Origin of the sequence: Myxococcus guangdongensis (assembly GCF_024198255.1) — a bacterium.
GTDB lineage: Bacteria > Myxococcota > Myxococcia > Myxococcales > Myxococcaceae > Myxococcus > Myxococcus guangdongensis.
In genome coordinates, this window is record NZ_JAJVKW010000004.1 from 672,654 (window position 1) to 698,153 (window position 25,500).

Consider the following 25,500-nt stretch of genomic DNA (forward strand, 5'->3'; position numbering starts at 1 on the left):
GGCGCATCCTATGCGCCACGATGCTCGAACGCCTGTCACGTCGTACGCGGCGGCCCGAACCATCCGGTCAGGGCTTCACGCAGACCCTGGCCCGTACCCTCGCCGACCCACGCAACGTGTCCATCCGGACGAATGAGTACCGCGACGGGGGCGGTGACCACGCCGAGCACCGGGAGCTCCCACTCGCTCGTGTATCGAGCCGCGATCCGTTGGACCCGGTCCTCCCAAGGTGTGATGTCGAGTCCCCCAGGTTCTCCCAGGTCGAGCAACACCGGCCGTGCCTCGTGCAACAGCTGGAACACGCGCCGTGGGCCCTCGGCGGTCACCAGGTCGAGGTCCGGCATGCGACGCCCGAGCAGCGGGTGTCCCGCGCCCAGGTCGTAGTGGACGTCCAGCCCCGACATCAGCGCCGCGTACTGTTTGCGTGGCCCGTCCATCCGCAGCAACTCCGACAGCGTCTCGCGCACGGCATCCATCCGTGCGTCACCTCGGCTGAGCGCGGTCTGCGCCATGGTCTTTCGCAGCGCACGTGCCGCGACGGGGTGCCGCTCGGCCTGGTACGTGTCGAGCAGACTCTCCGGAGAGACACCGCGCACGACCTGGGCCAGCTTCCACCCCAGGTTCACGGCGTCCTGCACGCCGAGGTTGAGCCCCTGTCCTCCCATCGGCGAGTGCACGTGGGCCGCGTCGCCAGCCAGGAGCACCCGCCGGTTCCGGTAGGACGCCGCCTGGCGCGTCATGTCGGTGAACCTCGAAAGGTACGTGGCGCTTCTCAGGCCAAAGTCCGATCCGTAGAGCGCGATGAGGCTCTCGCGCAGCGTCTCGAGCGTCGGCGCGTCGCCCGTGTTGACCTGCTCCTCTCTCAGCACGACGCCCACGCTTCCGTCCGCCTGCTTGCCCATGGCGAACGTGCCCTTCTCGTCCCGGCGGATGCCGAACGCGGGGGCTCCGGTCATCTCGACCTCGGCGATGAGGTAGCTGATCGACGCGTCCCATCCTGGGAACTCGATGCCCGCTGCCTTGCGGACGAGGCTTCGCCCCCCGTCGCACCCGACGAGGTACTTCGCCCGCAACGTCCGGCCGTCTGAGAGCGCCACGTCGACGCTGGTATCTCCTTGCGTGAAGCCCGTCACCTCGCTCCCTTGGTAGATGGGCACTGCCAGCTCGCCGACCCACTGCGCGAGGATGCGCTCGAAGCGCTCCTGCAAGAGCGCGAGCCCGTGATTGTGACGTGTCGGGAAGTCACTGAGGTCCAGCGGCGTCTGCCCGAACGCCACGTTCTGGACCGGTTGCCCTTGCGAGACGAAGCGCTCGACGACCCCGCGCTGATCGAGCACCTCCAGGCTGCGCGCGTGCAGGCCTCGCGAGCGTGAGCCGGCGACCTCCTGACTGGCCCGTCGCTCGACGATGGCCACATCCACCTTCGCCAATGCCAGCTCCGCCGCCAGCATCAGCCCGGTCGGGCCTCCTCCCGCAATCACCACGGCGTGTTGCGTCATCGGTTCCATGGTCATGGCTCGGTCCTCCCACTCCTGTGTCGAAACGGCCGACGGTGGACCATGACCCGGGGGGCTTGCGGCAATACCCGGGGTCTGGCATCTGCTGAGGGTGGAAAGAACGCAGGCCAGTGCCGTAGGGCGCGCGCAGGGGCGCTCGTCGCGAGGAAGCGACACAGCCTGGCCGCGTGACCGTCTGCCCTGAGCGCGCTACGGACTGGACGGGAGCCCGCTCACTGCGGATGGGGGAGGGGGGCCATACCATTGCTTCCCAGCGACCCGGCCAATCACATAGAGGCCGATGTTGAAGGGCAGCAGATGCATGAAGAAGAGCGGCATCGTGAGGAACTCGAAGCCCGAGATCTCATATTCGACGGAGGCCACCTCTTTCTCCTCGCCATGGGCGAACAGCACCTCCCGATAGGCGAAGACGTCATTGCTGATCTCTCCAGATCGGCAGGTCACCAATCGCAGCTGTCCCGAATCGCCTTGCACCGTGATCGCCATGCCCCCTTGGGGCGTGGCCCAGTTTCCGCACGTGCGGTCGATGTGCGGACGCAGTGCTTCCACCGACTCCGTCCGAGAGACATCTCCCGGCAACGTGATGACCGCGGCCATCAGTCGGTCATCCATGCACCCGGACTCGAAGTCGAAGAGAGGGCATCCGATGAACTCGCTCGGCACGATGGGCGGGGTCGGACTTATCTCCACGTTCCCGTCCGAGTCGATCCTGAAGTACGTCAGGGCTTCGAGTCGGTGCGAGTCGGCAATCACGCCCGCTCCGCTCGGCGGTGTGATGAAGTATCCCCAGTGGCTGTAGCAGAAGACAGAGGCCTCGAGACCGCTGATGAACACCAGCGCGAGGACGACGAAGGCCTTGGTCAGCATGGCGTCGAATCCCTCCAGGGGTTCGGGGTGACGCGCCGGCCGCGCCACCCCATCCTATCTGGAAGGGTTGCGCACCGTCGCCCCTCCCGTGTCCGACGAGGGTCGGGGAGGGGCGTGATTCCAGTCATCCTCGACCTGCGTTGAGGAAGGCCGTCAGCGATGACGCGCGGTAGGGTCGCCTACAGCGCGCACATCCACCGGTAGGGAGGCCGCGTCGCGCCTGCTCGGAAGCACACGCAGGAACTCTCCCACGAGCCGGTTGTCTCCATGACGCAGCAGGGAACCTCCTCGTTGAGGGAGTTGCAAAGCTGGCCTGAAAGCGACGTGCAGAGCAGCAGGGAAGGATCACACTCTGGCGGCGGAGGGCACGGAAGGTCGACGCCGTCGCACGTCACGCCCACGTAGTGGGTCGCGGAGCACGTCGTCGCGGAAGACGGACAGCTGACCGTGCCGTACTCGCAGGTCGCGGTACAGCCAGTCAGCTCCTGGGTGGCGCGGGTCTCGTTGTCGAGGCTGACCTCGTCCGGTGACGTTCCGCACCCGAATGCGAGCACGGCGACGCACCCCAGCAACAACAGCTTCAAGCGGTTCATGGAGAATCCCCTGTTTTGAAGATGTGCGAGCGCAGGGCCACCGGGCCGTGGGCATCGTCGGAGATTCGAATACAGGGAGCAACTCGTCACTTCTCGCAGGTCAGATCGTAGCCGGTGCTCCAGCTCAGGCCATCCATCGAGTACTGGCCGCGCAGCGTCAGCTTCGCAGTCGAGACGAGGTGCTCGGTGTCCTGGATCTTCATCCTGCCCATGGGGCCCGCCGACTCGCCAACCCAGGTGATGCCATCCGTGGACGAAGACGTGGCTTCGCCTCCCATGTTGTCGAGGATGACATTCCTCCACGTATGTGCCGTCGAATCGAACGTTCGGTACGATGTGAACTTGTAGGGATACTGGCCGGACACCGTCACGAAGTCGGTTCGCAGCCAGGCCTTGTCGAGCTCCAACCGGGCCTCGAGTCGAACCTCGCTCGGGCTCGCACCTTTTGGCCCATGGATGGAACCGCTGCAGGTCCACATCCCGGTCAGCTCCCTGGCCGCAGCTTCCAGGGCTGACGCCGCGGCTCCAGCGGAGTCGGCTGTCGAGGGTTGCGCTAGAGCTGCGTTCGAGGACGTCCCACGACATCCCATCAAACAAACAACGGTGACGAACACGGTGGCGGACGGACGCGCGAGCATGAGTTCCTCTGGGTGGGCTGCTGTGAATGCACAAGGCATCTAAAGCAGCCTCGCTCCTCGAGGACAGGGCGCCGTTTATGGAGGGATCGGCGGATGTTCGGATGTCGGTGCCTGCTGGAACGGACGCGTGTCCTTGGGGGGGCGATGGTGAAGCGGGTGCCTCGCTCGGGAAGAGTGTCCACTGCGATTCTCCCCCCCGTGGGACTCGGCGGCGCCCCGCACCTGTGCCAATCCCAATCCCGGGCCCGGCGAGTTCCCGTCCGCCGCGCTCGGCGACAGGGCGACTCACCTCATCGCTGCAGCCCTGGCAGCAACGGCCCGGCGCCGAACTCCGGCGTCGCCGCGAGCCTGCGCAACGCCAACGTCAACAACCCCAGCACCTCCAGGCGCGTCAGTCCTCCCTCGTCCCACCACACCGTGAGGCTCAACGGCGGCGCCATGTTCCGCCGGGCGCTCTCACAGGCTTCCTCCCAGAGCCGGTGCTCGACGACCTGGGCCGCGGGTGGCTCCTCGGGGAACGGTCGCCGAAGCTCCTCGCGACTCGCCTCCTTGCGCGTCTCGGCTAGCAGCTTGTCGAGGTACGCGTGGGCCTCGGGGGACATGCGCACCTGTCGCTCGACCAGGTGCCGCGCGGCCTTCAGATCCGGGTCGCCCGAGGCAATCCGGGTCCGGAGCTCCTTCAATGCCTGCGTCAGCGTGTGGCGAAGCATCCGTGACCCTCCAGCAACCCGTGGGGGACTCGCTCCAACACCAACACCCTGGCCATCCATGCGTCCGATGGCCACGACCACCCCCGAGCGTGCCACGCCCGAGCCCCGTGCCTCCAATTCCGGGCCTCGCCCCCTGATGACGACCGTCATCACCCCCTTGACCCCAGACATCAGCGCCCTCGTCTGGAGTCGCCGCCGCGAGTCCTCAACCCACTGAAATCACGAGGCCCGAGGAGTGGATCCGAGGTGGGGAAGGGTCGGCATGGGGAATGCTCTAGGGCTTCCCCGTCACCGACTCCCACTCCGAGGCGATCCCCCATGAAGCTCCGCTCCCGCCCGTCGTTCTCCTCGCCGTCCCCCAAGACGGACACGACGTCGCGCCCCCGCGCGAACAGCACCCCGGCGAAGCCCGACACGACGTCGCTGCCCAAGGCCCGTCCGTCCGCCACGGAGCTCCAGGATGGGAAGAACAACCTCAAGCCCACCGACTACGGCGTCACCCACCCGGACCTCCCGGGCATCCGGACCCGCCGCGATGGTGGCCAGAGCGGCGCCCAGTTCGCGGACTTCACCCGCGACACGCGCGAGTCCACCCAGACGTTGATGAACCGGCCGACCGGCAATCGGATGATGACGGAGCTCGACGGCCGCACCCAGGCGCTCAACCCCGGCCAGACGGGCACCGTGCGCAACCCCATCACCGCCACGGACATCTACTCGGGCCGCAACGCCGACATGCCCATGTCGCACCTGCCTCGGCACCAGGGCACCTTCGAGTCCATCCGTCCGGCCTACCGTCACGACGGCCAGCCCAGCGCGGGCCTGCCCAGCCGCATCAACTACGACGAGTCGGCTCCCGGCCATCAGCGCTTCAACAGCCTGGGCCACGAGTCGGTCCACGCGTGGCGCGCCTCCAACGGCCTCCAGGTGGGCTCCATCGAGTCGAGCAAGCACGCCAACGCCGACGTCTTCAAGCGCTACCCCGACTTCGCCGACAACATGAAGGCGAACCTCAACCGCCGCACGATGCTGACCGAGGAGTTCGAGACGGTGGGCCTGAAGCCCACGCCGCACACCCCCGCGGGCTGGGCGCCCACGGAGAACAAGATCCGCGCCGAGCACGGCCTGCCGAGCCGCAACGACTACTCGGGCCGCTCGCCCACCTTGCCCAACCCGACGAACGAGGCCATCCAGCGGTACGACGAGGGCTCCGACAATCGGAGCGTCTTCCAGAAGATGATCGGCACCCCGACCCCCATCGGGAAGATCCTCGGCGACATCGAGGGCTGAGCACTCCCCACGCCCGGCTCCCTCCGAGGGGGCCTGTGCGCCGGAGTCCTGAACACGACAGCGCGTCCTGGGCCTGGATCCCGAGTAGGGCGCGCAAGTACAACCCAGGTGTCAGGCGGGCACGACGCCCGCCGACCTGGGACGAATGCTCTCGAATCTCCACAACGCCGACATTCCCCGCCCCGTGCTCGACGTCATCGCGCGGCTGCGGGAGCTCAACCACGCCGTGTACCTCGTGGGCGGCTGCGTGCGGGACATGGTGCGCCAGGTCCCCCCGAAGGACTTCGACGTGGCCACCAGCGCGCTGCCCGAGGAGGTCCAGCGCGCCTTCAAGAAGGTCATCCCCACCGGCATCCAGCACGGCACCGTCACCGTCGTGCAGGGCGGCACCCACGTGGAGGTGACGACGTTCCGTTCGGAAGGGGACTACCTCGACGGGCGCCGGCCCAGCTCCGTCGCCTTCGAGCGCGACATCGTCAAGGACCTGTCCCGCCGCGACTTCACCATCAACGCGATGGCCTACAACCCGTTGGACCGCGACCTGGTGGACCCGTTCGGCGGCCAGACGGACCTGCAGGCCCAGCTCATCAAGTGCGTGGGCTCCGCGTTCGAGCGCTTCTCCGAGGACGGCCTGCGCCCCATGCGCGCGGTCCGCTTCGCCGCCGTGCTTGGCTTCTCGTTGGACTCCGCCACGCGCGACGCCATCCCCGCCACGCTCGGCGTCTTCCGCAAGGTCGCGTTGGAGCGCGTGCGCGAGGAGCTGGTCAAGCTGCTCTTGTCCCCGCGCGCGGAAGGGGGACTCGTGCTGCTCGTGGAGACGGGTTTGTTGGACGTGTTCCTCCCCGAGGTGGCGCGCGCTACGCCCGAGGAGGCCCGGCTTGCTCGCGCCGCCGTGCAGGCCGCGCCCGCGGAGCTCGAGGTCCGGCTGGCCGCGCTGCTCGCGGACCTGGTGGACCGCAATCAAGCCCGGGACATCGGCCTGCGGCTGAAGTTTCCCAACAAGGTCGCCGACCTGGTGGCGCTGCTCGTGGAGACCGCGAAGCTCGAGGAGCGCTTCGCCGACACGGACCCCGCGCTGCGTCGACTCCTGGCGCGGGTGGGGCTCGCGCAGCTGCCCGCGCTGCTCCCCGTGGCCCGGGCCCGCGTCCAGGTGCGTGCGCCCGAGCGTTCGGCGGAGCTGGAGCGGCTGTGTACCCGGCTGGAGGCGCTCGCCGCGGCGAAGCCGCCCCTGGTGGCCAAGGACCTGGCGCTCACCGGCGGAGACATCATGTCCACGCTCGGCGTCGGTCCGTCGCCCATCGTCGGGGAGGCCACCCGCTTCCTCATGGACTCCGTGCTGGATGACCCCGCGTTGAACACCCGCGAGGCGCTCGCGCAGCGGCTCAAGGACTGGCACGCGGCCCGTCCGAAGGCCTGAGGTCGGCGGTCCGCTCGCGCGGCGGTGCGCGGGCTGACACGTGGCTCGTCCGAGGGGCCGAGGCTGGCGGCCTGCTCCCGTGGCGGGCGTGGACGTGCCGGGGCGGACGAAGGCGCGCCTGCCCCTGTGCCGGTCGGGGCGGGCCTGCCCCCGGGTGCCTCCTGGTCGGGTTCCAGGGACGTCCGGCGTCCTGCCGCGTGCGCCCGGAGGCCAGGGCGTGTAGGAAGGGCACCATGCGAGTCGTCGTTGCGATGAGCGGCGGGGTGGATTCCTCGGCCGCTGCCGCCCTGCTCAAGGAGCAGGGCCACGAGGTCATCGGCATCACCCTGCGCGTCTGGTCCTACGAGGGCAAGGCGAAGTGCGGCAGCTGCTGCAGTCCCGACGACATCGATGACGCGCGCGCCGTCGCCCAGTCGCTGGGCATCCCGTACTACGTCGCCAACGCGGAGGAGATCTTCCAGGACCGCGTCGTCAACCCCTTCGTCCAGTCCTACCTGGGGGGACGCACGCCCATCCCGTGCGTGGCCTGCAACCGCGACGTGAAGTTCAACTTCCTGCTCAAGCGGGCCCGCGCGCTCGGCGCCAGGCTGGCCACGGGCCACTACGCGCGCGTCGAGGAGCAGGACGGCCGCTACGTCCTGCGCCGCGCGGCGGACCCGGCCAAGGACCAGAGCTACTTCCTCTTCACGCTGGGCCAGGACGAGCTGCGCGACATCGTCTTCCCCGTGGGCGACATGACCAAGGCCCAGGTGCGCGCCGTCGCCGAGCGCCACGCGCTGCCCACCAGCCACAAGCCGGAGAGCATGGAGATCTGCTTCGTGCCGGACGGCGACTACGCGGGCTTCGTGGAGAAGGTCGCGGGTCCCCAGCCCGAGGGCGACATCGTCGACGCCGAGGGCCAGGTGCTCGGCAAGCACCACGGCATCCATCGCTACACGGTGGGGCAGCGCAAGGGCCTCAACCTGGGCGGTGGCCAGGTGCGCTACGTCCAGCGCCTGGAGCCGGACACCCACCGCGTCGTCGTGGGCAACGCCGAGGACACGGGGAGGGATCGCTTCGGGCTGCTGCAGCCCCACTGGGTGGACTCACCGCCGTCGCCCGAGACGCCCGTGGAGGTCCGTATCCGCCACCGCCACGCCGGCGCCGCCGGACGCGTGGAGATCTCCCCTCACGGTCTCGTTTCGGTGAAGCTGGAGGCTCCGGCGCGCGCCGTCACGCCGGGACAGGCCGCGGTGGTCTACGCTCAGGACCGGGTCCTGGGTGGTGGGTGGATCGTCTGAGCTCGAGTCAACCGGGAGGAGTACGGGACATGGCGCAGCGCCTCGTGGGATGCCTGCTGGCCGCGGCCAGCCTCGTCGCCGGCTGCAAGGAGCGCTCGGACAAGCCCATCGCCGGACTGCTCGCGGCTGGCGCCCCGGTGGTGCGCAAGGAGGGCAAGGCCGAGTACACCATCGCCGTGGGCGCGCAGCTCATGGGCGACGTGAAGCTCACCGCCACCGGGCCCGCCGTGCTCGAGTACTTCGGTGGCGGCCTGCGCTTCCTGGAGAAGGGCGACACGCTGGAGGTGGGCGACGCGGACGAGGCGAAGCTGCACGGCTCCAACCTCCCGTCGTTCCGCTGGGCGGACGGCGGCGTGCAGGAGGCGCCTCGCGCGCTGCGCATCGTCGCCGCCCGCTACACCAACGTGCAGGTGACGCCCAAGAGCGCCCACGAGGACGCGTACTCGTCCACGCAGTACTTCGTCGCCTTCTTCACGCCCAACGGACTGAGCCGGCTCGGCTCGGACACGAAGCACGAGGGGCCGCACCAGCCGCTGCCCGCGCCGCCGTTCCGCCCCAAGGTCCCCTTCATCCACGCCGGAGACCTGGGCGAGGGCGGGCTGGTGGCGGTGGTGGAGGACGGCTTCGCGATAGCGGAGACGGATGACCTGGCCACCGCGGTGCTGCTCGAGGGGCGCGAGGTGCCGCTGGGCCGCACCGTGCGCCTGCTGGTGCCGGACGGCGCGGAGGTCATCCTCAAGGGCGGTGGCGGGGCCGAGGTGGAGGTGGAAGGGCCCGCCGACGTGCGCCTGCGTTGAGCCTGGACCCGGGGGCGTTTGTCCTCGCGGGGCTGGCTTCTGTAGAGTCCCTCGTCCCGCTCGGCCGAGGTGTGCCATGACGAGGAGTGAGCTCATCGAACGCATCGCGGAGCGTGCGCCCCACGTGCCGCGACGTGAGTTGGAGTCCATCATCCACGCCGTCTTCGACTGCATGTCGGAGGCCCTGGTCGCGGGCCGGCGCATCGAGCTGCGCGGCTTCGGCGTCTTCTCGCTGCGCACCCGGCGCGCACGCACGGGCCGCAACCCGAAGACGGGCAAGAGCGTCGCCGTGCCCGAGCGCCGCACGCTCTCGTTCGCCGCGGGCAAGGAGCTGCGCGCGCGCCTCAACGCGCCAGCGCCCCGGCAGGAGCCCGTGGGCTCGGTGCTGCCTCCGGTGGTGCTCGCCACGCAGCCCCTCGCGTCGACGTCGCTCGCCCGGTAGCCGCGCGGCGCGAGCGCGCCGCTTTCCGTGAATTTGACCGTGTGGGAGGTGGGGCGTACCTTCCTTCGACGCCGACGCTACAGGCCGCAACACGGACTCGTGTGGCCCGCTCTGTCCGCGCGCGAGGATTCCAAGAGTCATGCGTGACGCCCACCGGATGAAAGAGAAGTTCGATGTCTCTCTGGACAACCGGCAGATTGTCAGCCTGTTGATCGCCGGCATCGTGGTGCTCGGCGCCGTCTTCGTGCTGGGCGTCGTCGTGGGCAAGAAGCTCGCGGGGGATGCCCAGACGGCCAGCGCCCCGGATCTGCTCTCCGCCCTGGACGCCAACGCCCAGGCGCTGCAGGCCGTGCGCAAGGAGCCGCAGCTGACGTTCCAGGACGAACTCACGCGCAAGGCCAGCGCCGAGCCCATCGCGCCCCCCGTGCCCAAGCCCGCCCCGAAGGCGCCCGCCGTCGCCGAGAAGCCCGTGGCCAAGCCCGCCGAGCCGGTGAAGACCGCCGCGCTGGCCCCGACGCCGGACCCGGACACCGGTGAGCTGCCCCCGGAGGAGCCCGCCGAGGAGCCCAAGGCCGTCGCCGAGGCGCCCAAGCCCGTGGAGAAGCCCGTCGCGGAGAAGCCCGCCCCCGCCGCCGAGAAGCCCGCGGCCCTCGCGGTGAAGCCCGCGGTGGTGTCCGGCAAGGTGGAGGTGGCGGCCGTCCCCACGCGCACCACGCAGAAGGAGGGTGGGGGGCTGAAGGAGGCCATCGCCCGGGCCGCGCAGCTGCCGGACCCCGCGGTGAAGGGTGGGGCGTTCACGCTCCAGCTCTCGGCGTTCCAGGACAAGCAGGAGGCCGAGCGGTTCATGGGTCGGTTGCGCGACCGCGGCTATGCCCCGTATATCGTCACGGCGGAGGTGGCCGGTAAGGGCACCTGGTACCGCGTGCGGATGGGCACCTTCGCCTCGAAGGACGCCGCCACCCGGTATCTGTCAGACTTCAAGCGAGAGACGCAGCTCGACGCGTTCGTGGCCGGCACGAACTGAAGAGCGGCCGAGGAAGACAGGAAGCACCATGACGACGACGAGGCGGGTGGAGAAGCCCTGGGGCCACGAGCTCATCTGGGCCCACACCGAGCGCTATGTGGGCAAGCTGCTGCACGTGAAGCAGGGCCACAAGCTCAGCCTGCAGTACCACAACCAGAAGGACGAGACGATCCACGTCCAGAGCGGCAAGCTGCTCTTCGTCGTCGACGAGGGACAGGGGCTCATCGAGAAGGAGATGAACCCGGGCGAGAGCTACCACATCAAGCCGCTCACCAAGCACCGCATGGTGGCCATCACCGACTGCGACATCCTCGAGGTGAGCACCCCCGAGCTGGATGACGTCGTCCGGTTGGAGGACTCCTACGGTCGCACCGGCACCAGCAAGCCGTAGCAGTCCCCGTCGTACCCGGAAGGTGGACGCGGCCCGGCGCCTCAGTCGCTGGCCGCGTTGTTGGGGTTGCGGGTCCACTTGTCGACGGTGCCGTCGCCGTCCAGGTCCTCGCCGATGCGGTCCACCTGGCCCTTCTCCCAGTACTCCCAATAGTCCACGCGGCCGTCGCCGTTGGTGTCGCGCTCCTTGCGCACCAGCACGCCGCGCTCGTAGTACGTGACGCTGTCGGGCTTGCCGTCCCCGTCGAAGTCCCGCTCGCGGCGCGTGTTGGCCCCCTTCTCGTAGAAGTAGGTGGCGTCCACCTTGCCGTCGTAGTCCAGGTCCATCACCTCGCGCATCAGCGCGCCGGACTCGTCGAAGTAGCGCGTGAGGTCCACGCGCCCGTCCCAGTTCAGGTCCAGCTCCTGGCGCACCTTGCGCAGCGTGTCCGAGCCCTCGACGTCCACCGTGTACGTCCACACGTCGGGCTTGCCGTCACCGTTCACGTCCTGCGCCGTGACGTGCTCGCCACGCGAGCGCTCCGGCTTCACGGACTCGCCGGTGGTGGTGGGTGAGGATTGACCCGAGATGCCCTGATTGGGCCCGGAGGCCTTGTTCCCGGCGCAGCCCGCGAGCAGGCCCGTGGTGACGAATCCGAGGAAAATCCAGCGCTTGCCGACTGTCATCCGGAGCTCCCGCGACGATGGGGCGTCTGGGCCAGGACATGTGCACGAGATGCTTCCGCGCGCCACGTCATTCCATATATTTTCACATATCGCCATGGCCCGAAAGAAAGTCAGCACCACCATCTACATTACCCCGGAGCAGAACGAGCTCCTCAAGGCGCTGAACCAGAAGACCAAGGTGCCCGTGGCCGAGTACATCCGCCAGGGCATCGACCTGGTCCTGGAGAAGTACAAGGCGCAGCTGCCCGGGCAGGCGACCTTCGACGAGATTTGAGGAAAGAGGCGGCACGTGAAGAGCATGCAGGGGAAGCGAGTGGTGGTCCTGGGCGGCGCGGGCTTCGTTGGCTCGCACCTGTGTGAGCGCCTGCTGGATGACGGCGCGGCCGCGGTGACGGCGGTGGACAACCTCATCACCGGCAACGAGGAGAACCTGCGCACCCTGAAGGGGCGCCCGGGCTTCTCGTACGTGAAGGCGGACATCACCGAGGGCATCCCGGTGGAGGGGCCGCTCGACTACGTGTTGAACCTGGCCTCGCCCGCCTCGCCCATCGACTACGCGAACCTCCCGTTGGAGACGCTGCGCGTGGGCTCCATCGGCACGGAGAACGGGCTGAAGCTGGCGGAGAAGCACCACGCCGTCTTCCTGATGGCGTCCACCTCCGAGGTGTACGGGGACCCGCTGGTGCACCCGCAGCGCGAGGACTACTGGGGCAACGTCAATCCCATCGGTCCGCGCTCGGTGTACGACGAGGCCAAGCGCTACTCGGAGGCGATCACGGCGGCCTACGGGCGCAAGGGCGTGCAGGTGCGCATCGTCCGCATCTTCAACACCTACGGCCCGCGCATGCGCCTCAACGACGGCCGCGTGGTGCCGGCCTTCGTGGGCCAGGCGCTCCAGGGCGAGGACTTCACGGTGTTCGGCGACGGCAGCCAGACGCGCTCGTTCTGTTACGTGAAGGACCTGGTGGACGGCCTGGTGCGGCTGGCCCTGTCGGACGAGCCCAACCCGGTCAACATCGGCAACCCCCGGGAGATGACCATCCGTCAGTTCGCGGAGGCGGTGCGCACCGCGGCGGGCGGGGGCGGGAAGATCATCGAGAAGCCGCTGCCCAAGGACGACCCCAAGCAGCGTCAGCCAGACATCACCCGGGCCCGCACGATCCTGAACTGGGAGCCCAAGGTGCCGCTGGAAGAGGGTTTGCGAGAGACCATCGCGTACTTCCGCGAGGTTGCCGTGCGACGCTCCCCGGCATAGGTTGCCGCCGCGAGTGATCCTGGATGTGAAGACGGGTCCGGCCACGGCCGGATGGCGGGGAGAGCGATAGCGTGAAAGTCCTGGTGACGGGTGGCGCGGGCTTCATTGGCTCGCACGTGTGTGACGAGTTCCTCCGGGGTGGGCATGAGGTCATCGCCCTGGATGACCTGTCCGGCGGCCGGAAGGAGAACCTGGACCCTCGCGTCCGGCTGGCGGTGCATGACATCCGCAGCCGGGAGGCCTCCGAGCTCATCAAGGCGGAGAAGCCCGACGTCCTCTGTCACCTGGCCGCGCAGATGGACGTGCGGCGCAGCGTGGATGACCCGGGCTTCGACGCGGACGTGAACATCCGCGGCATGCTCAACCTCCTGGAGGCCGCGCGCGTCTCCGGCGTCAAGAAGGTCATCTTCAGCTCCACGGGCGGCGCCATCTACGGCGAGCAGGACGTGTTCCCCGCGCCGGAGTCCCACGCCACGCGGCCGGTGTCGCCGTACGGCGTCTCCAAGGCGGCCGGCGAGCTGTACCTGGGTTACTACAAGGCCCAGTACGGCCTGCCGTACGTGGCCCTCCGGTACGCCAACGTCTACGGCCCCCGCCAGAATCCGCACGGCGAGGCGGGCGTGGTGGCCATCTTCTGCCAGCGCCTGTTGTCCGGACAGGGTTGCACCATCTACGGCGAGGGCAAGCAGACCCGCGACTTCGTCTTCGGTCCCGACGTGGCCCGCGCCAACCGGCTGGCCTTCGAGAAGGACTACGTGGGCGCCATCAACATCGGCACCGGCGTGGAGACGGACATCAACCGGCTCTACGGCCTGCTGGCCGAGGCGGCGGGTTCGTCCGCGCCCGCGGCCCACGCCCCGGGCAAGCCGGGTGAGCAGCTGCGCTCGTGCATCGACAACTCGCTCGCGAAGAAGGTCCTCGGCTGGGAGCCCACCGTGGACCTGCGCGAGGGCGCCCGCCGCACGGTGGCGTTCTTCCGCGAGAAGGCCGAGCCGGGCCGCGCTCACGGCTGAAGCCCGCCGGGTCGCAGGGCAGGGGAGTCCGGGTGGGGCCCTCGGGGCGCCTCCCGGGCTCCGTCGTGCCCGGGGGGGCACTGGGGCGGCATGACGCTGGGGGAACAATCGAGCGCCCCTGTGGGGTTGCTCGTCGGGCAGTCGTTCGCGCGTAGATTTTCGCGCGGTTCGATGTTACTCACGCCCGCTTCTTTCGACGAGCGCCCCGAACATGCCGGCTGAAAACGCGCACATCCGCAACTTCTGCATCATCGCCCATATCGACCATGGGAAGTCGACGCTGGCCGACCGCCTCCTCGACAAGACGGGGACGCTGAGCAAGCGCGAGGCGCAGGCCCAGTTCCTCGACAACATGGACATCGAGCGGGAACGGGGCATCACCATCAAGGCCCAGTCCGTGCGGATGAACTACACGGCGAAGGACGGCAAGCAGTACGTCCTGAACCTCATCGACACGCCCGGACACGTGGACTTCGCCTACGAGGTGAGCCGCAGCCTGGCCGCGTGCGAGGGCGCGCTGCTGGTGGTGGACGCGTCGCAGGGCGTGGAGGCGCAGACGCTCGCCAACGTCTACATGGCGTTGGACCACGACCTGGAGATCATCCCGGTCATCAACAAGATCGACCTGCCCAGCGCGGATGTCGACCGCACGCGCGCCGAGATCGAAGACGTCATCGGCATCGACGCGTCGGTGGCCGTGCCCGCGTCCGCGAAGGAGGGCATCGGCATCCACGAGATCCTCGAGTCCGTGGTGGCCCGCGTGCCCCCTCCGACGGGCGTGCCGGACGCGCCCCTCAAGGCGCTCGTGTTCGACTCCTGGTACGACAACTACCGGGGCGTGGTGACGCTGGTGCGCGTGCTCGAGGGCACGCTGAAGCTCAAGCAGAAGATCAAGCTGTGGAGCAACAACAAGGTCTTCGAGGTCCAGGAGCTGGGCGTCTTCAGCCCGTTCTCCCGTCCGGTGACGCAGCTGATGGCCGGCGAGGTGGGCGTGCTCGTGGCCAACATCAAGGAGCTCCAGGACGCCAAGGTCGGTGACACCGTCACGGAGGAGGCCCGCCCCACGGCGGAGCCGTTCCCCGGCTTCCAGGAAGTCAAGCCGATGGTGTTCTCCGGCATCTTCCCGGTGGACTCGGACCAGTACGAGAACCTGCGCGACGCGCTGGCGAAGCTGAAGCTCAACGACTCCGCCTTCACGTACGAGCCCGAGTCCTCCACGGCGCTCGGCTTCGGCTTCCGCTGCGGCTACCTGGGCCTGCTCCACATGGAGATCGTCCAGGAGCGCCTGGAGCGCGAGTACAACCTGGACCTCATCACCACCGCGCCCAGCGTGGTGTACCGCATCACCACCAGCAAGGGGGACGTGCTGCTCGTGGACAACCCCGCGAAGCTGCCGTCGGTGCAGAGCATCGAGAAGTTCGAGGAGCCCATCCTCACCTGTCACATCCACGTCCCCAATGATCACCTGGGCGCCATCCTGAAGCTGTGCCAGGAGCGCCGCGGCGTGCAGAAGGACATGAAGTACCTGGGCAGCAGCGGTCAGCGCGTGCAGGTGACGTACGAGATGCCGATGGCCGAGGTGGTCTTCGACTTCTTCGACAGGCTCAAGAGCGTGTCGCGCGGCTACGCGAGCCTGGACTACGAGCTGACCGGCTATCAGGAGGCGGACCTGGCGCGCCTGGACATCCTCATCAACGGGGACCCGGTGGACGCGCTGAGCGTCATCGTGCACCGCGAGCGCGCGTACCAGCGCGGCCGCGAGGTGTGCGAGAAGCTCAAGGAGGTCATCCCGAAGCAGATGTACGAGGTGGCCATCCAGGCGGCCATCGGCGCGAAGATCATCTCGCGCGAGACCATCTCCGCCATGCGCAAGAACGTGCTCGCCAAGTGCTACGGCGGCGACATCAGCCGCAAGCGCAAGCTCCTCGAGAAGCAGAAGGAGGGCAAGAAGCGCATGAAGCAGGTGGGCACGGTGGAGATTCCTCAGGAGGCCTTCCTCGCGGTCCTGAAGACGGAGCAGTAGCCCATGAACGCCGCCAGTCCTTCGGCCACCCCTCCCGCGAAGCTGGCGTCCGTGATGGCGGCCCGGCGCACCCCCGAGCAGGTGCGCGCCCGGCGCACGCTGGTGTGGCGGGAGATGCTCACCAGCCTGTGGGCGCCGCTGTGCATCGTCGCCATCGTGCTGTTCCCGTACACGGTGCTCATCGAGTACGTGCCCACGGCGGCCTCATGGGCGCAGCCGGCGATGAAGGGGTTGGGGCTGTTGATGGTGGCGTACTTCGCGGCGCTGCTGGTCTGGCGCAACGTGTCGCCCAAGGAGAAGCAGCTGCGGCGCCTGCGGCACGAGGCGCACGAGCTCATCTCGGAGAACGAGCGCATCCTCCAGAAGCCGGCCGTGCGGGAGAAGGTCTCCCCGGCGGTGGCGGAGCAGATCGCCGAGCAGGCGCTGAAGGTGGAGGGCGCGTCGGCGGCGGGTGACTCGGACGCGCTGGTGCGCGAGGTGAAGGCGCTGGAGGCGTTGACCACGCAGCACCTGGGCGCGTTCCGCAAGGAGTCCGCGGCGGACTTCGTCGGCGGCTTCGTGAAGATGCTGCTGGTGGCGCTGGTGTTCCGCACCTTCATCGTGGAGCCCTACCGGATTCCGTCCGGCTCCATGCTGCCGACGCTGCAGATCGGCGACCAGGTCTTCATCAACAAGTTCATCTACGGCGTGCGTGTGCCGTTCGCCAACGTGGTGCCGTTCGTCATCGTCCGGCCCCCTGGGCGCGGCGACGTCATCGTGTTCAACAACCCCGTCAACGAGGCCACCGACTACATCAAGCGCGTGGTGGGCGTGCCGGGCGACACGGTGGAGATGTACGACGGCGTGGTCCACATCAACGGCCAGCCGCAGGCGCGCCAGCTGGTGGACGGCGAGTACATCGTCCACAACATCACCGACAGCGGCCAGTGGTACGACCAGCAGGAGGCGCTCTACCAGGAGAACCTGAGCGGCGTGCCGCACAGCGTGCTCCAGACGCCCACGCGCATGCCGCGCCACGAGGGCCCCTACGTCGTCCCCGAGGGCCACGTCTTCGTGATGGGCGACAACCGGGACAACAGCTCCGACAGCCGCCACGGCCTGGGCGTCACCGGCTACGGGCGGACGGAGTTCGTGCCCTACGGCCACATCAAGGGCAAGGCCATGGTCGTGTGGCTGTCGCTGGGCTATCAGGGCCTGTTCCACGGGCTCTTCGGCGGCACCGGTCTGCGGTTGGACCGCTTCTTCGAGCCCGTGCGCTGACATCGCCCGTCCCGGGCTGACGGGAGTTCCTGGCAATCGTTCCCCTCGTGGTTCGTAGAGGGGGACGGTCGACCATGTCCTCCTCGAGCCCCTCCGCCGTGTCCGTGGTGTCGTTGCCCTCCCTGATGGCGGCCCGGCGCACCGTCGCGCAACGGGACGCCTACCGGCGGCTGCGGTGGCGGGAGCGGCTCACCAGCCTGTGGGCCCCGGTGCTCATCGTCGCCGCGGCGCTGTTCCCGTACATGACGCTGATCGCGTACGTGCCCTCCACGGCGAGCTGGGCGCAGCCCGTGATGAAGGGGCTGGGGCTGCTCATGGTGACGTACTACGTCGTCCTCTGGGTCCGGCGTGGCGTGCGGTCCGCCTGGTTCCAGGCCCGACGCGCCGCGCGAGAGCAGCTGGAGGAGAGCGAGCGGGCCCTGTCCCGGGCGCAGGCGAAGCAGGCGCTGGCGGCGGGGACGGGCGAGCTGGTCGCCGAGCAGGCGCTGAAGGTGGAGGCCGCCTCGGTGCGAGGCGACGCGGACGTCCTTCACGGCGAGGTGAAGCTCCTGTCGGCCCTCACCGAGCGACACCTGGGGGCCTTCCGCAAGGAGTCCTCCGTGGAGCTCCTCGGCGGCGTCGCGAAGCTCCTGCTCATCGCCCTGGTGTTCCGCACCGCCTGCGTGGAGCCCTACCGGATTCCGTCCGGCTCCATGCTGCCCACGCTGCACATCGGCGACTTCGTCCTCATCAACAAGTTCATCTACGGCGTGCGCGTGCCATTCGCCAACGTGGTGCCGTTCGTCATCCTGCGCCCACCAGCCCGAGGGGATGTCGTCGTGTTCAACAACCCGGTCGACACGTCCGCCGACTACATCAAGCGCGTGGTGGGCGTGCCGGGGGACACGGTGGAGCTGTTCGACGGGGTGGTGCACCTGAACGGTCAGCCGCAGGCGCGCCAGCTCGAGGACCCGGAGTACGTCGTCCATGACCTCGCCGAGGGGACGTGGATGGCGCGACGGGAGGCGCTCTACCAGGAGGACCTGGGAGGTGTGTCGCACGCGGTGCTCCAGACGCCCACGCGGACGCCTCGTCACGAGGGGCCCTACGTCGTCCCCGAGGGCCACGTCTTCGTGATGGGCGACAACCGGGACAACAGCGCGGACAGCCGCCACGGCCTGGGCGTCACCGGCTACGGCAGGACGGAGTTCGTCCCGTATGGCCACATCAAGGGCAAGGCCCTGGTGATGTGGCTGTCCGTGAGCCACGGCGGTCTGTTGCACGGGCTGTTCGGCGGCACCGGCCTGCGGGTGGACCGCTTCTTCGAGCCCGTGCGCTGACCCACACGTCAGGGGCAAGCAGCCCGGCGTGCCTCGGACGGTGCTTGACGCGCCGCACGGCCCGGGGTACGCGGCGGCCCCGGCCATGAGACACCTCCTTGGAATCGAAGGCTGGCGCCGGGACGAGCTCGAAGCGGTGCTCGACAGGGCGCGCGCGCACCTCCCCGGTGGCCCGGATGCCACCCACACCCTGCGCGGCAAGGTCGTCGCCAACCTCTTCTTCGAGGACTCGACGCGCACGCGCACCTCGTTCCACATGGCTGCTCGCGGCCTGGGAGCGGGGGTGCTCAACTGGAGCCCCTCCGGCTCGTCCACCTCCAAGGGCGAGACGCTGCTGGACACCGCCCGGAACATCGAGGCGACGGGGCCGGTGGCCATCGTCATGCGGCACCGCTCCTCGGGCGCGCCGCACCTGGTGGCCAAACATGTGCGCTGCGCCGTCATCAACGCGGGGGATGGCACCCACGAGCACCCCTCCCAGGCGCTGCTGGACGCCTTCACGCTGCGCCAGCGCTGGGGCGGCCTGGACGGGCGCACGGTGCTCATCGTCGGCGACATCCTCCACAGCCGCGTGGCCCGCTCCAACCTCTGGTGCCTGAAGGCGCTGGGCGCGCGGGTGGTGGTCTGCGGACCGCCCACGCTGATGCCCCCGGGGCTGGAGGCGCTGGGCGCGGAGGTGACGCACAACCTGGACGCGGCGCTGCCGCAGGCGGACGCGGTGATGTGCCTGCGCCTGCAGCTCGAGCGGATGGGCGAGGCCTTCCTGCCCTCCACGAAGGAGTACTCGCGGCTCTTCGGCCTCACCGCCGCGCGCGAGGAGCGGATGAAGGCGGGCGCGCTGGTGATGCACCCGGGCCCCATCAACCGAGGGCTGGAGCTGGCCCCCTCGGTGGCGGACGGGGAGCGCAGCGTCATCCTGGAGCAGGTGTCCAACGGCGTCGCCGTGCGGCGGGCCATCCTCGAGGTCTGCACGTCATGAGTGCCACGGTGCTTTTCCGCAGAGGGCGCGTCATCGACCCGCGCAACGGCGTGGACGGCGTGCGGGACGTCCTGGTGCAGGACGGCAAGGTGGCCCAGGTCTCCGACGCGCCGCTGGCGGTGCCCGCGGGCGCCGAGGTGGTGGAGGCCGACGGCAAGTGGGTGCTGCCGGGCTTCATCGACCTGCACGTGCACCTGCGCGAGCCGGGCGAGGAGGGCAAGGAGACGGTGCTCACCGGCTGCCGCGCCGCCGTGGCCGGAGGCTTCACCGCCGTGGTGGCGATGCCCAACACCAAGGTGGTCAACGACAGCGGGCTCGTCACGGAGCTGGTGCTGTCACGCGCCCGCGCCGCCAACCTGTGCCACGTGTACCCCGCGGGGGCCATCACCAAGGGCCTCAAGGGCGAGGAGCTGGCGGAGACGGGTGAGCTCATCTCCTCCGGCTGCGTGGCGATCACCGACGACGGCAAGCCGGTGATGAACGCGGCCCTGATGCGCCGCGCGCTGCAGTACGCCACGCTGTTCGGCGTGCCGGTGATGGTGCACGAGGAGGACCTCACGCTGTCCGCCGGGGGCGCCATGCACGAGGGCCCCACGTCCACGCGCCTGGGCCTGCGCGGCATCCCCGCGTCCGCCGAGGTGGCCATGGTGGCCCGGGACCTCGTCCTGCTCGAGGAGACGAAGGGCCGGCTGCACATCGCCCACGTGTCCTGCGAGGGCAGCGTGCGGCTCATCCGCGAGGCGAAGCGCCGGGGCCTGTTCGTGACGGCCGAGGTGACGCCGCACCACCTCATCCTGGATGACCGGGCGGTGGGGGACTACGACACGCACGCGAAGATGGCGCCGCCCCTGCGCGCCGACCGCGACGTGGAGGCGCTGCGCGAGGCCATCGTCGACGGGACCATCGACGCCATCGCCACGGACCACGCGCCCCACGGCGTGCTGGACAAGCAGGTGGAGTTCGAGAAGGGCATCAACGGAATCGTGGGGCTGGAGACGGCCCTGGGGCTGACGATGGAGCTGGTGCACGCGGGGCGGCTGGACGCGAAGCGGGCGGTGGAGCTGCTCTCGCACGGCCCGGCGAAGGCGTTCGGCCTGCCGGGCGGCCACCTGGCCCCCGGGGCTCCAGCGGACATCACCGTGGTGGACCCCTCGGAGGAGTGGACGGTGGATGCCCACCGGTTCTATTCCCGCAGCCGGAATACCCCCTTCCATGGCCGTAAGCAGAAGGGACGCGTGGTGCAGACCTGGGTTTCTGGCCGGAAGGTGTACGCCGACGGTCAGGTGAAGGAGTCGCGGTGATGACGAAGCGGGCAGTGCTCGCCCTGGCGGATGGCACCACCTTCGAGGGCCGCGCTTTCGGCGCGGTCGGCGAGACGGTGGGTGAGGTGGTCTTCAACACGTCCATGTACGGCTACCAGGAGATCCTCACGGACCCCTCGTACGTCGGGCAGATCGTCACCATGTCCTACCCGGAGATGGGCAACGTCGGCACGACGCCGGAAGACGAGGAGGCGGGCAAGCCGCACGCGGTGGGCATGGTGGTGCGCGCCCTCGCGAGCCAGCCCTCCAACTGGCGCTCGCAGGAGTCGCTGGACGCGTACCTCAAGCGCCACGACGTCGCGGGCATCGAGGGCCTGGACACCCGTCGTCTGGTCCGGCACCTGCGCACCCACGGCGCGCAGATGGGCGTCATCTCCAGCGAGGGCCTGTCCCCGACGGCCCTGGCCGAGCGCGCCCGCACGGCGCACGGCATGGAGGGCCTGGACCTGGCCACCGGCGTGTCCACCAAGACGCCGTACACCTTCACCGCGCCCTCGCCGGACGTCTTCACCGGCATCGGCGAGGCCCACCCCCAGGGTGCGCCGCGCTTCGACGTCGTCGCGTACGACTACGGCCTGAAGAAGTCGATGCTGCACTTCCTCGTGGACGTGGGCTGCCGGGTGACGGTGGTGCCGTCAAACACCACGGCGGACGAGGTGCTGGCCCGCAAGCCCCACGGCGTCTTCCTGGCCAACGGTCCTGGCGACCCGGCGGCGGTGAAGGGCGCGGACCGCACGGTGGCGGCGCTGCTCGGCAAGGTGCCCGTGTTCGGCATCTGCCTGGGGCATCAGATCATGGCCCTGGCGCTGGGCGGCCGGACGTACAAGATGAAGTTCGGCCACCGCGGCGGCAACCAGCCCGTGAAGGATTTGACGACGGGCAAGGTGGAGATCACCGCGCAGAACCACGGGTTCGCCGTGGACGACGCCAGCCTCAAGGGCAAGGCCGTGGTGACGCACATCAACCTCAACGATGGCACGGTGGAGGGCCTGGCCGTCCCGGACGCGCGGGCCTTCAGCGTGCAGTACCACCCCGAGGCCTCTCCGGGCCCACATGACGCACGCTATCTCTTCGGCCGCTTCGCGAAGCTGATGGCGGGGTAGGATCAACCACCCAATATGGACTCCCCGCTGTCACCGCTCTCCTACCAGCCGTACCTGGACCAGCTCATCGCCTTCGGCAGCGCGGAGTCCCGGAAGGAGGACCTCCTCGCGGCCAAGGCGGAGTACTTCCGCCTGACGGGCGAGGTCTTCGAGGACGACAAGCTCTTCGAGCTGCGCATGGCGTCGTTCCTCGACTTCTACCTCTACGACCGCGTCTCGACGCTCACCGGCAAGACGCCGGCCGTGGAGTTCTACGAGCAGCGGCTCGCCAACACCCCGCCCGAGGAGGCCAACGCCTTCCGCAGCTTCACCGAGACGGTGCACGGGCTCTTCGAGGTCCGGAAGCTGGCCAAGGGCCTGGTGCGGCTGCGCGAGCTGTACTCGGGCAAGGACTTCGACGTGACGGAGCGCCGTCACATCGCGGGGCTGGAGGCGGGCGACATCCTGGAGGCCCGGCTCATCCCCTTCGGCGGGCACCTGCTGTTCTCCTCCGCCTTCTGCTACCACCCGCGCGTGGCGCTGAAGTCCATCAAGGCCGAGGTCAAGCGCCGCAAGAAGAAGGAGCCGCAGCGCACCCCCAACGAGCTCGTCTGGGAGTGCGCCCGCCGCGCCCTCAACATGGACCGCTACCGCCAGCTCTCCGTCGAGAAGATCTACGACTTCGAGCAGAAGGTGCTCTGACGACGCGCGTCCACCGCGCTCACACGCGGTGGATGCTCATCAGATTCGTGTTCCCGGGGACGTTCAGCGGCACGCCCGCCACCACCACGACGGGCGCGCCCTCCGCGCAGATGCCCTCGCGCAGGCACAGCTTGCGCACCTGGCTGAGCATCGCGTCGGTGGAGCGCACCCGGCGCACCTGCAGCCCCGTCACGCCCCAGTACAGCGACATCCGGTGGACGGTGGTCTCGCTCGGCGTGAGCGCGATGATGCGCGCGTTGGGCCGGAACTCGGAGATGAGGCGCGCGGTGTGGCCGCTCTCCGTGTACGCGACAATCGTCCCGATGTTGAGCTGACTGGCCGCCGCCACCGCCGCCGCCGCCACGCCGGTGCCCAAATCCTCCGAGCGCTCGAAGGGCGAGTGGTGCTGGTGGCGCGTCACGCCGCGCTCGGTCTCCTCGACGATGCGCGCCATGGTGGCCGCGGCCTCCGTGGGGTAGCGCCCCGCGGCCGTCTCACCCGACAGCATCACCGCGTCCGCGCCGTCCAGAATCGCGTTGGCCACGTCGGACACCTCCGCGCGCGTGGGGCGGGGGTTGACCACCATGCTCTCCAGCATCTCCGTGGCGACGATGACCAGGCCGCCCATCTGGTTCACCACCTTCACCATGTGCTTCTGGATGGCGGGCAGCTGCTCCAGGGGCATCTCCACGCCCAAGTCCCCACGCGCCACCATGATGCCGTCCGCGGCGCGGGCGATGGCCTCCAGCTGCTCCACGGCCTGGGGCTTCTCAATCTTGGCGATGAGCGGCGTCTTGTTCTTCGCCACGTGCTTGCGGGCGCGGTGGATGTCCTCGGCGGTGCGCACGAAGGACAGCGCCACGTAGTCCACGCCCACGTCCTGGCCGAAGGCGAGGTCCGCCTCGTCCTTGGACGTAATCGTGGGCACCGACATGGGCGAGCCGGGCAGGTTCAGCCCCTTGTGGTCCTTGAGGAGGCCGCCCACCTCCACCTCGCACGTCACGTCCTGGCCGGACACCTTGCGCACGCGCAGGCGCACCCGGCCGTCGTCCAGGAGGATGGCGTCCTTGGGCGCCACGTCCTTCACCAGCGACTTGATGGGGGTGGGGATGATGTCGCCCTGACCCACCACGGCCCGGGTCGTCACGGTGACGCGCTGGCCGGGTTTCACCACGAGCTGTCCACCTTCGAACTTTCCGAGGCGGATCTTCGGACCCTGGATGTCCTGGAGGATGGCCACCGGCAGCTTCAGCCGCTGGGCGGCCTTGCGGATGAGGGACACCCGCTGGCGGTGCTCGTCATGCGTGCCGTGCGAGAAGTTCAGCCGCGCCACGTTCATGCCCGCGCGGATGAGGCCCTCGATGGCCTCCAGCGAGCTCGTTGCGGGCCCCAGGGTGCAGATGATCTTCGCCTTGCGCATAGGTGCGCGCATCCTAGGCGCCCGGGTGCGTGGCTTGACAGCTTCGCGCTCGGGGGACTAACTCTTCGCTTCCAAGTACCGAGCTTCAGCAAGAAAGCCCGGCTTCCCTGGGAGGGGGGGCCGGGCTTTCTCGCGTCCCGTGAGCCGCGTCACAGCTCGAGGATCTTCCCCGTGCCCTTGGGCGCGCCCAGCGGCGGGTGGCCCGGCGGCAGCACCTCCGCGTCCATGTCGATGGGCGGCGCGCTGCCCGGAGCGGGCATGCCGGGAGGAGGCAGCGGGGTGGGCTCGTCCATGAGGCCACCCGGGTCGCTGCCGCCCACGCCGGGGCCGCCCCCCTGGAGGGACTCGATCTCCTCGCGGCTGATGCCCGCCAGCGTGAGCACCTTGCGCGTGACGCGGATGCGCGCGTGGCTGGTGAGCGCCATGGCGATGGAGTCCGACGGCCGGGCGTCCAGCGTCATCTTCTTCGCGCCCTGCTCCAGGAACACGCGGCCCGAGTAGACGTTGTCGCGCAGGTCGTCGATGCGGACCTCGGTCACCTTGCCGCCGAGCTCGTCCACGACGTTGTCCAGGAGGTCCTGGGCCAGCGGCTGCGGCGGCTCGCGCTTGGCCAGGCGGAAGGCGATGGAGACGGCGGAGGCCTCGTCCACGAAGACGGGCAGCACCACCTGTCGGTCCTTGGTGGTGAGGACCACCGCGTGTGTCTGGGCCTCCATCAGCGGCACGACGTCCTGGACTTCCAGTTCGACGAGCTCCGAGCAGGCCTTGGGGTCGCCCCCGTGCTCGGTGATGCAGGGTTGACCGGCGGTGGCGTCAGGCAGGGGCGCGGCGACAGCACCGGGCGCCGTGAAGGCGGGGAGCAGCAGCGTCCCTCCCAGCGCCAGCAACAGCGCCGAGAGGGGGGCGAAGAAGAAAGTGGCGCGGTTGGGTGTTCTCACACCCTGAAGCTACGCACCCGCACCCCTGTCGGGAGGGTACGGCTTCCGCCCGGTTGCCCTGGGCGGCACGAACCGGCCGCCCGGAGGGCAAGGGAGCGAACGTCAGCGGCGCTCGTCTTCGTCCTCGTCCTCGTCGTCGTAATCCTCGTCGTCGTCGACGTCCTCGTCCTCATCCTCGTCGAGGTCGTCGTCGTCGTCCTCGGAGTCCTCGTCCTCGTCTTCATCCTCTTCGTCGAGGGTGTCCGCGGCGTCCTCCGACTCCAGCGTCATGGAGACGGCGAACTTCTTGTCGAGCACGGCGATCTGCGCGCGCATCTCGGAGAGCGCGGCCACGAAGTCCTCGGTGAGATTGGCGGGGGCCTTCGTCTCACAGTGGGGACAGACAATCTTCTCCGTCCCCTCGATGAGGTCTTGAACGTCAAGCTCGAAGCTTGCCTCGCACTTCTGGCAGGTGAAGTCGATGCTCATGGTCGGGCGCGGCATACAAAGCCCTCCAACCAGCTGTCAACGTCCGCGACGAGGGGGCGTGGTGGTGAGGCCCCTACATCCGCTAGCG

Annotated in this window: 26 protein-coding genes; 17 read left to right on the forward strand and 9 right to left on the reverse strand. The window is 69.2% G+C overall.

Features of this window, described 5'->3' with window-relative positions; all coding sequences use genetic code 11:
* Positions 1–35 precede the first annotated feature (35 nt).
* From LXT21_RS15795 to LXT21_RS15815, 5 genes are all read right to left on the reverse strand, one after another.
* The gene (locus LXT21_RS15795) at positions 36–1,514 is read right to left on the reverse strand and encodes an FAD-dependent monooxygenase (protein WP_323394526.1); all 1,479 of its coding nucleotides are present in this window, start codon (positions 1,512–1,514) and stop codon (positions 36–38) included.
* A 192-nt stretch (positions 1,515–1,706) separates the two neighbouring features.
* Positions 1,707–2,384 (reverse strand): hypothetical protein, encoded by a 678-nt coding sequence (locus LXT21_RS15800; RefSeq protein WP_254038960.1) that lies wholly within the window; start codon positions 2,382–2,384, stop codon positions 1,707–1,709.
* Between the two features lie 179 nt (positions 2,385–2,563).
* On the reverse strand, positions 2,564–2,977 hold the full coding sequence (locus tag LXT21_RS15805; RefSeq protein ID WP_254038961.1) for a hypothetical protein: 414 nt from the start codon (positions 2,975–2,977) through the stop codon (positions 2,564–2,566).
* Positions 2,978–3,063: 86 nt separating this feature from the next.
* A complete protein-coding gene (locus LXT21_RS15810) occupies positions 3,064–3,384 on the reverse strand; it encodes a hypothetical protein (protein WP_254038962.1) in 321 nt (106 codons plus the stop codon).
* Positions 3,385–3,905: 521 nt separating this feature from the next.
* Positions 3,906–4,325, reverse strand: a complete 420-nt coding sequence (locus tag LXT21_RS15815; RefSeq protein WP_254038963.1) for a hypothetical protein — start codon at positions 4,323–4,325, stop codon at positions 3,906–3,908.
* A 318-nt stretch (positions 4,326–4,643) separates the two neighbouring features.
* On the opposite strand from LXT21_RS15815, the gene LXT21_RS15820 reads away from it, so the two are divergent.
* From LXT21_RS15820 to LXT21_RS15850, 7 genes are all read left to right on the forward strand, one after another.
* Entirely contained in the window at positions 4,644–5,615 is a 972-nt protein-coding gene (locus LXT21_RS15820; RefSeq protein ID WP_254038964.1) for a M91 family zinc metallopeptidase, read from the forward strand.
* A 145-nt stretch (positions 5,616–5,760) separates the two neighbouring features.
* Entirely contained in the window at positions 5,761–7,032 is a 1,272-nt protein-coding gene (locus LXT21_RS15825) for a CCA tRNA nucleotidyltransferase (protein ID WP_254038965.1), read from the forward strand.
* A gap of 233 nt (positions 7,033–7,265) precedes the next feature.
* Positions 7,266–8,312, forward strand: a complete 1,047-nt coding sequence (gene mnmA / locus LXT21_RS15830) for a tRNA 2-thiouridine(34) synthase MnmA (protein ID WP_254038966.1) — start codon at positions 7,266–7,268, stop codon at positions 8,310–8,312.
* 29 nt (positions 8,313–8,341) lie between these two features.
* Positions 8,342–9,109: a hypothetical protein gene (locus LXT21_RS15835; protein WP_254038967.1), complete on the forward strand. Its 768-nt coding sequence runs from the start codon at positions 8,342–8,344 to the stop codon at positions 9,107–9,109.
* A 76-nt stretch (positions 9,110–9,185) separates the two neighbouring features.
* Entirely contained in the window at positions 9,186–9,551 is a 366-nt protein-coding gene (locus LXT21_RS15840) for an integration host factor subunit beta (protein WP_254038968.1), read from the forward strand.
* A 139-nt stretch (positions 9,552–9,690) separates the two neighbouring features.
* Complete coding sequence (locus LXT21_RS15845) at positions 9,691–10,575, forward strand: SPOR domain-containing protein (RefSeq protein WP_254038969.1); 885 nt, start codon at positions 9,691–9,693, stop codon at positions 10,573–10,575.
* Between the two features lie 28 nt (positions 10,576–10,603).
* A complete protein-coding gene (locus tag LXT21_RS15850; protein ID WP_141646421.1) occupies positions 10,604–10,966 on the forward strand; it encodes a cupin domain-containing protein in 363 nt (120 codons plus the stop codon).
* A gap of 41 nt (positions 10,967–11,007) precedes the next feature.
* Here the strand turns inward: LXT21_RS15850 and LXT21_RS15855 are convergent, their stop codons facing one another.
* Positions 11,008–11,631, reverse strand: a complete 624-nt coding sequence (locus LXT21_RS15855; protein ID WP_254038970.1) for a hypothetical protein — start codon at positions 11,629–11,631, stop codon at positions 11,008–11,010.
* Positions 11,632–11,725: 94 nt separating this feature from the next.
* Here LXT21_RS15855 and LXT21_RS15860 point away from each other — a divergent pair, with 94 nt between their 5' ends.
* The 10 genes from LXT21_RS15860 to LXT21_RS15905 all read left to right on the forward strand — a co-directional run bounded on the left by LXT21_RS15860 (position 11,726) and on the right by LXT21_RS15905 (position 22,586).
* Positions 11,726–11,905, forward strand: a complete 180-nt coding sequence (locus LXT21_RS15860) for a ribbon-helix-helix domain-containing protein (RefSeq protein ID WP_046714083.1) — start codon at positions 11,726–11,728, stop codon at positions 11,903–11,905.
* Positions 11,906–11,929: 24 nt separating this feature from the next.
* Positions 11,930–12,886, forward strand: coding sequence for a UDP-glucuronic acid decarboxylase family protein (locus LXT21_RS15865; RefSeq protein ID WP_141323332.1), 957 nt, complete (start codon positions 11,930–11,932; stop codon positions 12,884–12,886).
* Between the two features lie 71 nt (positions 12,887–12,957).
* Positions 12,958–13,899, forward strand: a complete 942-nt coding sequence (locus LXT21_RS15870) for an NAD-dependent epimerase/dehydratase family protein (protein WP_254038971.1) — start codon at positions 12,958–12,960, stop codon at positions 13,897–13,899.
* 211 nt (positions 13,900–14,110) lie between these two features.
* Positions 14,111–15,922 carry a translation elongation factor 4 gene (gene lepA, locus LXT21_RS15875; RefSeq protein WP_254038972.1) on the forward strand — a complete coding sequence of 604 codons (1,812 nt, stop codon included), beginning with the start codon at positions 14,111–14,113 and terminating at the stop codon, positions 15,920–15,922.
* 3 nt (positions 15,923–15,925) lie between these two features.
* A complete protein-coding gene (gene lepB, locus LXT21_RS15880; protein WP_254038973.1) occupies positions 15,926–17,182 on the forward strand; it encodes a signal peptidase I in 1,257 nt (418 codons plus the stop codon).
* Positions 17,183–17,256: 74 nt separating this feature from the next.
* On the forward strand, positions 17,257–18,501 hold the full coding sequence (lepB, locus tag LXT21_RS15885; protein ID WP_254038974.1) for a signal peptidase I: 1,245 nt from the start codon (positions 17,257–17,259) through the stop codon (positions 18,499–18,501).
* Between the two features lie 85 nt (positions 18,502–18,586).
* The gene (locus tag LXT21_RS15890; RefSeq protein WP_254038975.1) at positions 18,587–19,480 is read left to right on the forward strand and encodes an aspartate carbamoyltransferase catalytic subunit; all 894 of its coding nucleotides are present in this window, start codon (positions 18,587–18,589) and stop codon (positions 19,478–19,480) included.
* Complete coding sequence (locus LXT21_RS15895) at positions 19,477–20,781, forward strand: dihydroorotase (protein ID WP_254038976.1); 1,305 nt, start codon at positions 19,477–19,479, stop codon at positions 20,779–20,781. The genes LXT21_RS15890 and LXT21_RS15895 overlap by 4 nt, the downstream gene beginning before the upstream one ends.
* Positions 20,781–21,905, forward strand: a complete 1,125-nt coding sequence (gene carA / locus LXT21_RS15900; protein ID WP_254038977.1) for a glutamine-hydrolyzing carbamoyl-phosphate synthase small subunit — start codon at positions 20,781–20,783, stop codon at positions 21,903–21,905. Before LXT21_RS15895 ends, carA begins: the two co-directional genes overlap by 1 nt.
* Before the next feature lie 15 nt (positions 21,906–21,920).
* Positions 21,921–22,586 (forward strand): hypothetical protein, encoded by a 666-nt coding sequence (locus LXT21_RS15905; protein ID WP_254038978.1) that lies wholly within the window; start codon positions 21,921–21,923, stop codon positions 22,584–22,586.
* 19 nt (positions 22,587–22,605) lie between these two features.
* Here LXT21_RS15905 and pyk read toward each other — a convergent pair whose 3' ends face one another.
* From pyk to LXT21_RS15920, 3 genes are all read right to left on the reverse strand, one after another.
* A complete protein-coding gene (gene pyk / locus LXT21_RS15910) occupies positions 22,606–24,006 on the reverse strand; it encodes a pyruvate kinase (RefSeq protein WP_254038979.1) in 1,401 nt (466 codons plus the stop codon).
* Positions 24,007–24,155: 149 nt separating this feature from the next.
* Complete coding sequence (locus LXT21_RS15915) at positions 24,156–24,944, reverse strand: bifunctional nuclease family protein (RefSeq protein WP_254038980.1); 789 nt, start codon at positions 24,942–24,944, stop codon at positions 24,156–24,158.
* Positions 24,945–25,046: 102 nt separating this feature from the next.
* A complete protein-coding gene (locus LXT21_RS15920; RefSeq protein WP_254038981.1) occupies positions 25,047–25,427 on the reverse strand; it encodes a hypothetical protein in 381 nt (126 codons plus the stop codon).
* Positions 25,428–25,500: the final 73 nt, after the last annotated feature.

What these genes read in the sequence shown, in the direction of transcription:
- LXT21_RS15795 (WP_323394526.1), bottom strand. Translation starts at nt 1,514, where the DNA reads ATGACCATGGAACCGATGACGCAACACGCCGTGGTGATTGCGGGAGGA.
- LXT21_RS15800 (WP_254038960.1), bottom strand. Translation starts at nt 2,384, where the DNA reads ATGCTGACCAAGGCCTTCGTCGTCCTCGCGCTGGTGTTCATCAGCGGT.
- LXT21_RS15805 (WP_254038961.1), bottom strand. Translation starts at nt 2,977, where the DNA reads ATGAACCGCTTGAAGCTGTTGTTGCTGGGGTGCGTCGCCGTGCTCGCA.
- LXT21_RS15815 (WP_254038963.1), bottom strand. Translation starts at nt 4,325, where the DNA reads ATGCTTCGCCACACGCTGACGCAGGCATTGAAGGAGCTCCGGACCCGG.
- LXT21_RS15820 (WP_254038964.1), top strand. Translation starts at nt 4,644, where the DNA reads ATGAAGCTCCGCTCCCGCCCGTCGTTCTCCTCGCCGTCCCCCAAGACG.
- LXT21_RS15825 (WP_254038965.1), top strand. Translation starts at nt 5,761, where the DNA reads ATGCTCTCGAATCTCCACAACGCCGACATTCCCCGCCCCGTGCTCGAC.
- mnmA (WP_254038966.1), top strand. Translation starts at nt 7,266, where the DNA reads ATGCGAGTCGTCGTTGCGATGAGCGGCGGGGTGGATTCCTCGGCCGCT.
- LXT21_RS15835 (WP_254038967.1), top strand. Translation starts at nt 8,342, where the DNA reads ATGGCGCAGCGCCTCGTGGGATGCCTGCTGGCCGCGGCCAGCCTCGTC.
- LXT21_RS15840 (WP_254038968.1), top strand. Translation starts at nt 9,186, where the DNA reads ATGACGAGGAGTGAGCTCATCGAACGCATCGCGGAGCGTGCGCCCCAC.
- LXT21_RS15845 (WP_254038969.1), top strand. Translation starts at nt 9,691, where the DNA reads ATGCGTGACGCCCACCGGATGAAAGAGAAGTTCGATGTCTCTCTGGAC.
- LXT21_RS15850 (WP_141646421.1), top strand. Translation starts at nt 10,604, where the DNA reads ATGACGACGACGAGGCGGGTGGAGAAGCCCTGGGGCCACGAGCTCATC.
- LXT21_RS15855 (WP_254038970.1), bottom strand. Translation starts at nt 11,631, where the DNA reads ATGACAGTCGGCAAGCGCTGGATTTTCCTCGGATTCGTCACCACGGGC.
- LXT21_RS15860 (WP_046714083.1), top strand. Translation starts at nt 11,726, where the DNA reads ATGGCCCGAAAGAAAGTCAGCACCACCATCTACATTACCCCGGAGCAG.
- LXT21_RS15865 (WP_141323332.1), top strand. Translation starts at nt 11,930, where the DNA reads ATGCAGGGGAAGCGAGTGGTGGTCCTGGGCGGCGCGGGCTTCGTTGGC.
- lepA (WP_254038972.1), top strand. Translation starts at nt 14,111, where the DNA reads ATGCCGGCTGAAAACGCGCACATCCGCAACTTCTGCATCATCGCCCAT.
- lepB (WP_254038973.1), top strand. Translation starts at nt 15,926, where the DNA reads ATGAACGCCGCCAGTCCTTCGGCCACCCCTCCCGCGAAGCTGGCGTCC.
- lepB (WP_254038974.1), top strand. Translation starts at nt 17,257, where the DNA reads ATGTCCTCCTCGAGCCCCTCCGCCGTGTCCGTGGTGTCGTTGCCCTCC.
- LXT21_RS15890 (WP_254038975.1), top strand. Translation starts at nt 18,587, where the DNA reads ATGAGACACCTCCTTGGAATCGAAGGCTGGCGCCGGGACGAGCTCGAA.
- LXT21_RS15895 (WP_254038976.1), top strand. Translation starts at nt 19,477, where the DNA reads ATGAGTGCCACGGTGCTTTTCCGCAGAGGGCGCGTCATCGACCCGCGC.
- carA (WP_254038977.1), top strand. Translation starts at nt 20,781, where the DNA reads ATGACGAAGCGGGCAGTGCTCGCCCTGGCGGATGGCACCACCTTCGAG.
- LXT21_RS15905 (WP_254038978.1), top strand. Translation starts at nt 21,921, where the DNA reads ATGGACTCCCCGCTGTCACCGCTCTCCTACCAGCCGTACCTGGACCAG.
- pyk (WP_254038979.1), bottom strand. Translation starts at nt 24,006, where the DNA reads ATGCGCAAGGCGAAGATCATCTGCACCCTGGGGCCCGCAACGAGCTCG.
- LXT21_RS15920 (WP_254038981.1), bottom strand. Translation starts at nt 25,427, where the DNA reads ATGCCGCGCCCGACCATGAGCATCGACTTCACCTGCCAGAAGTGCGAG.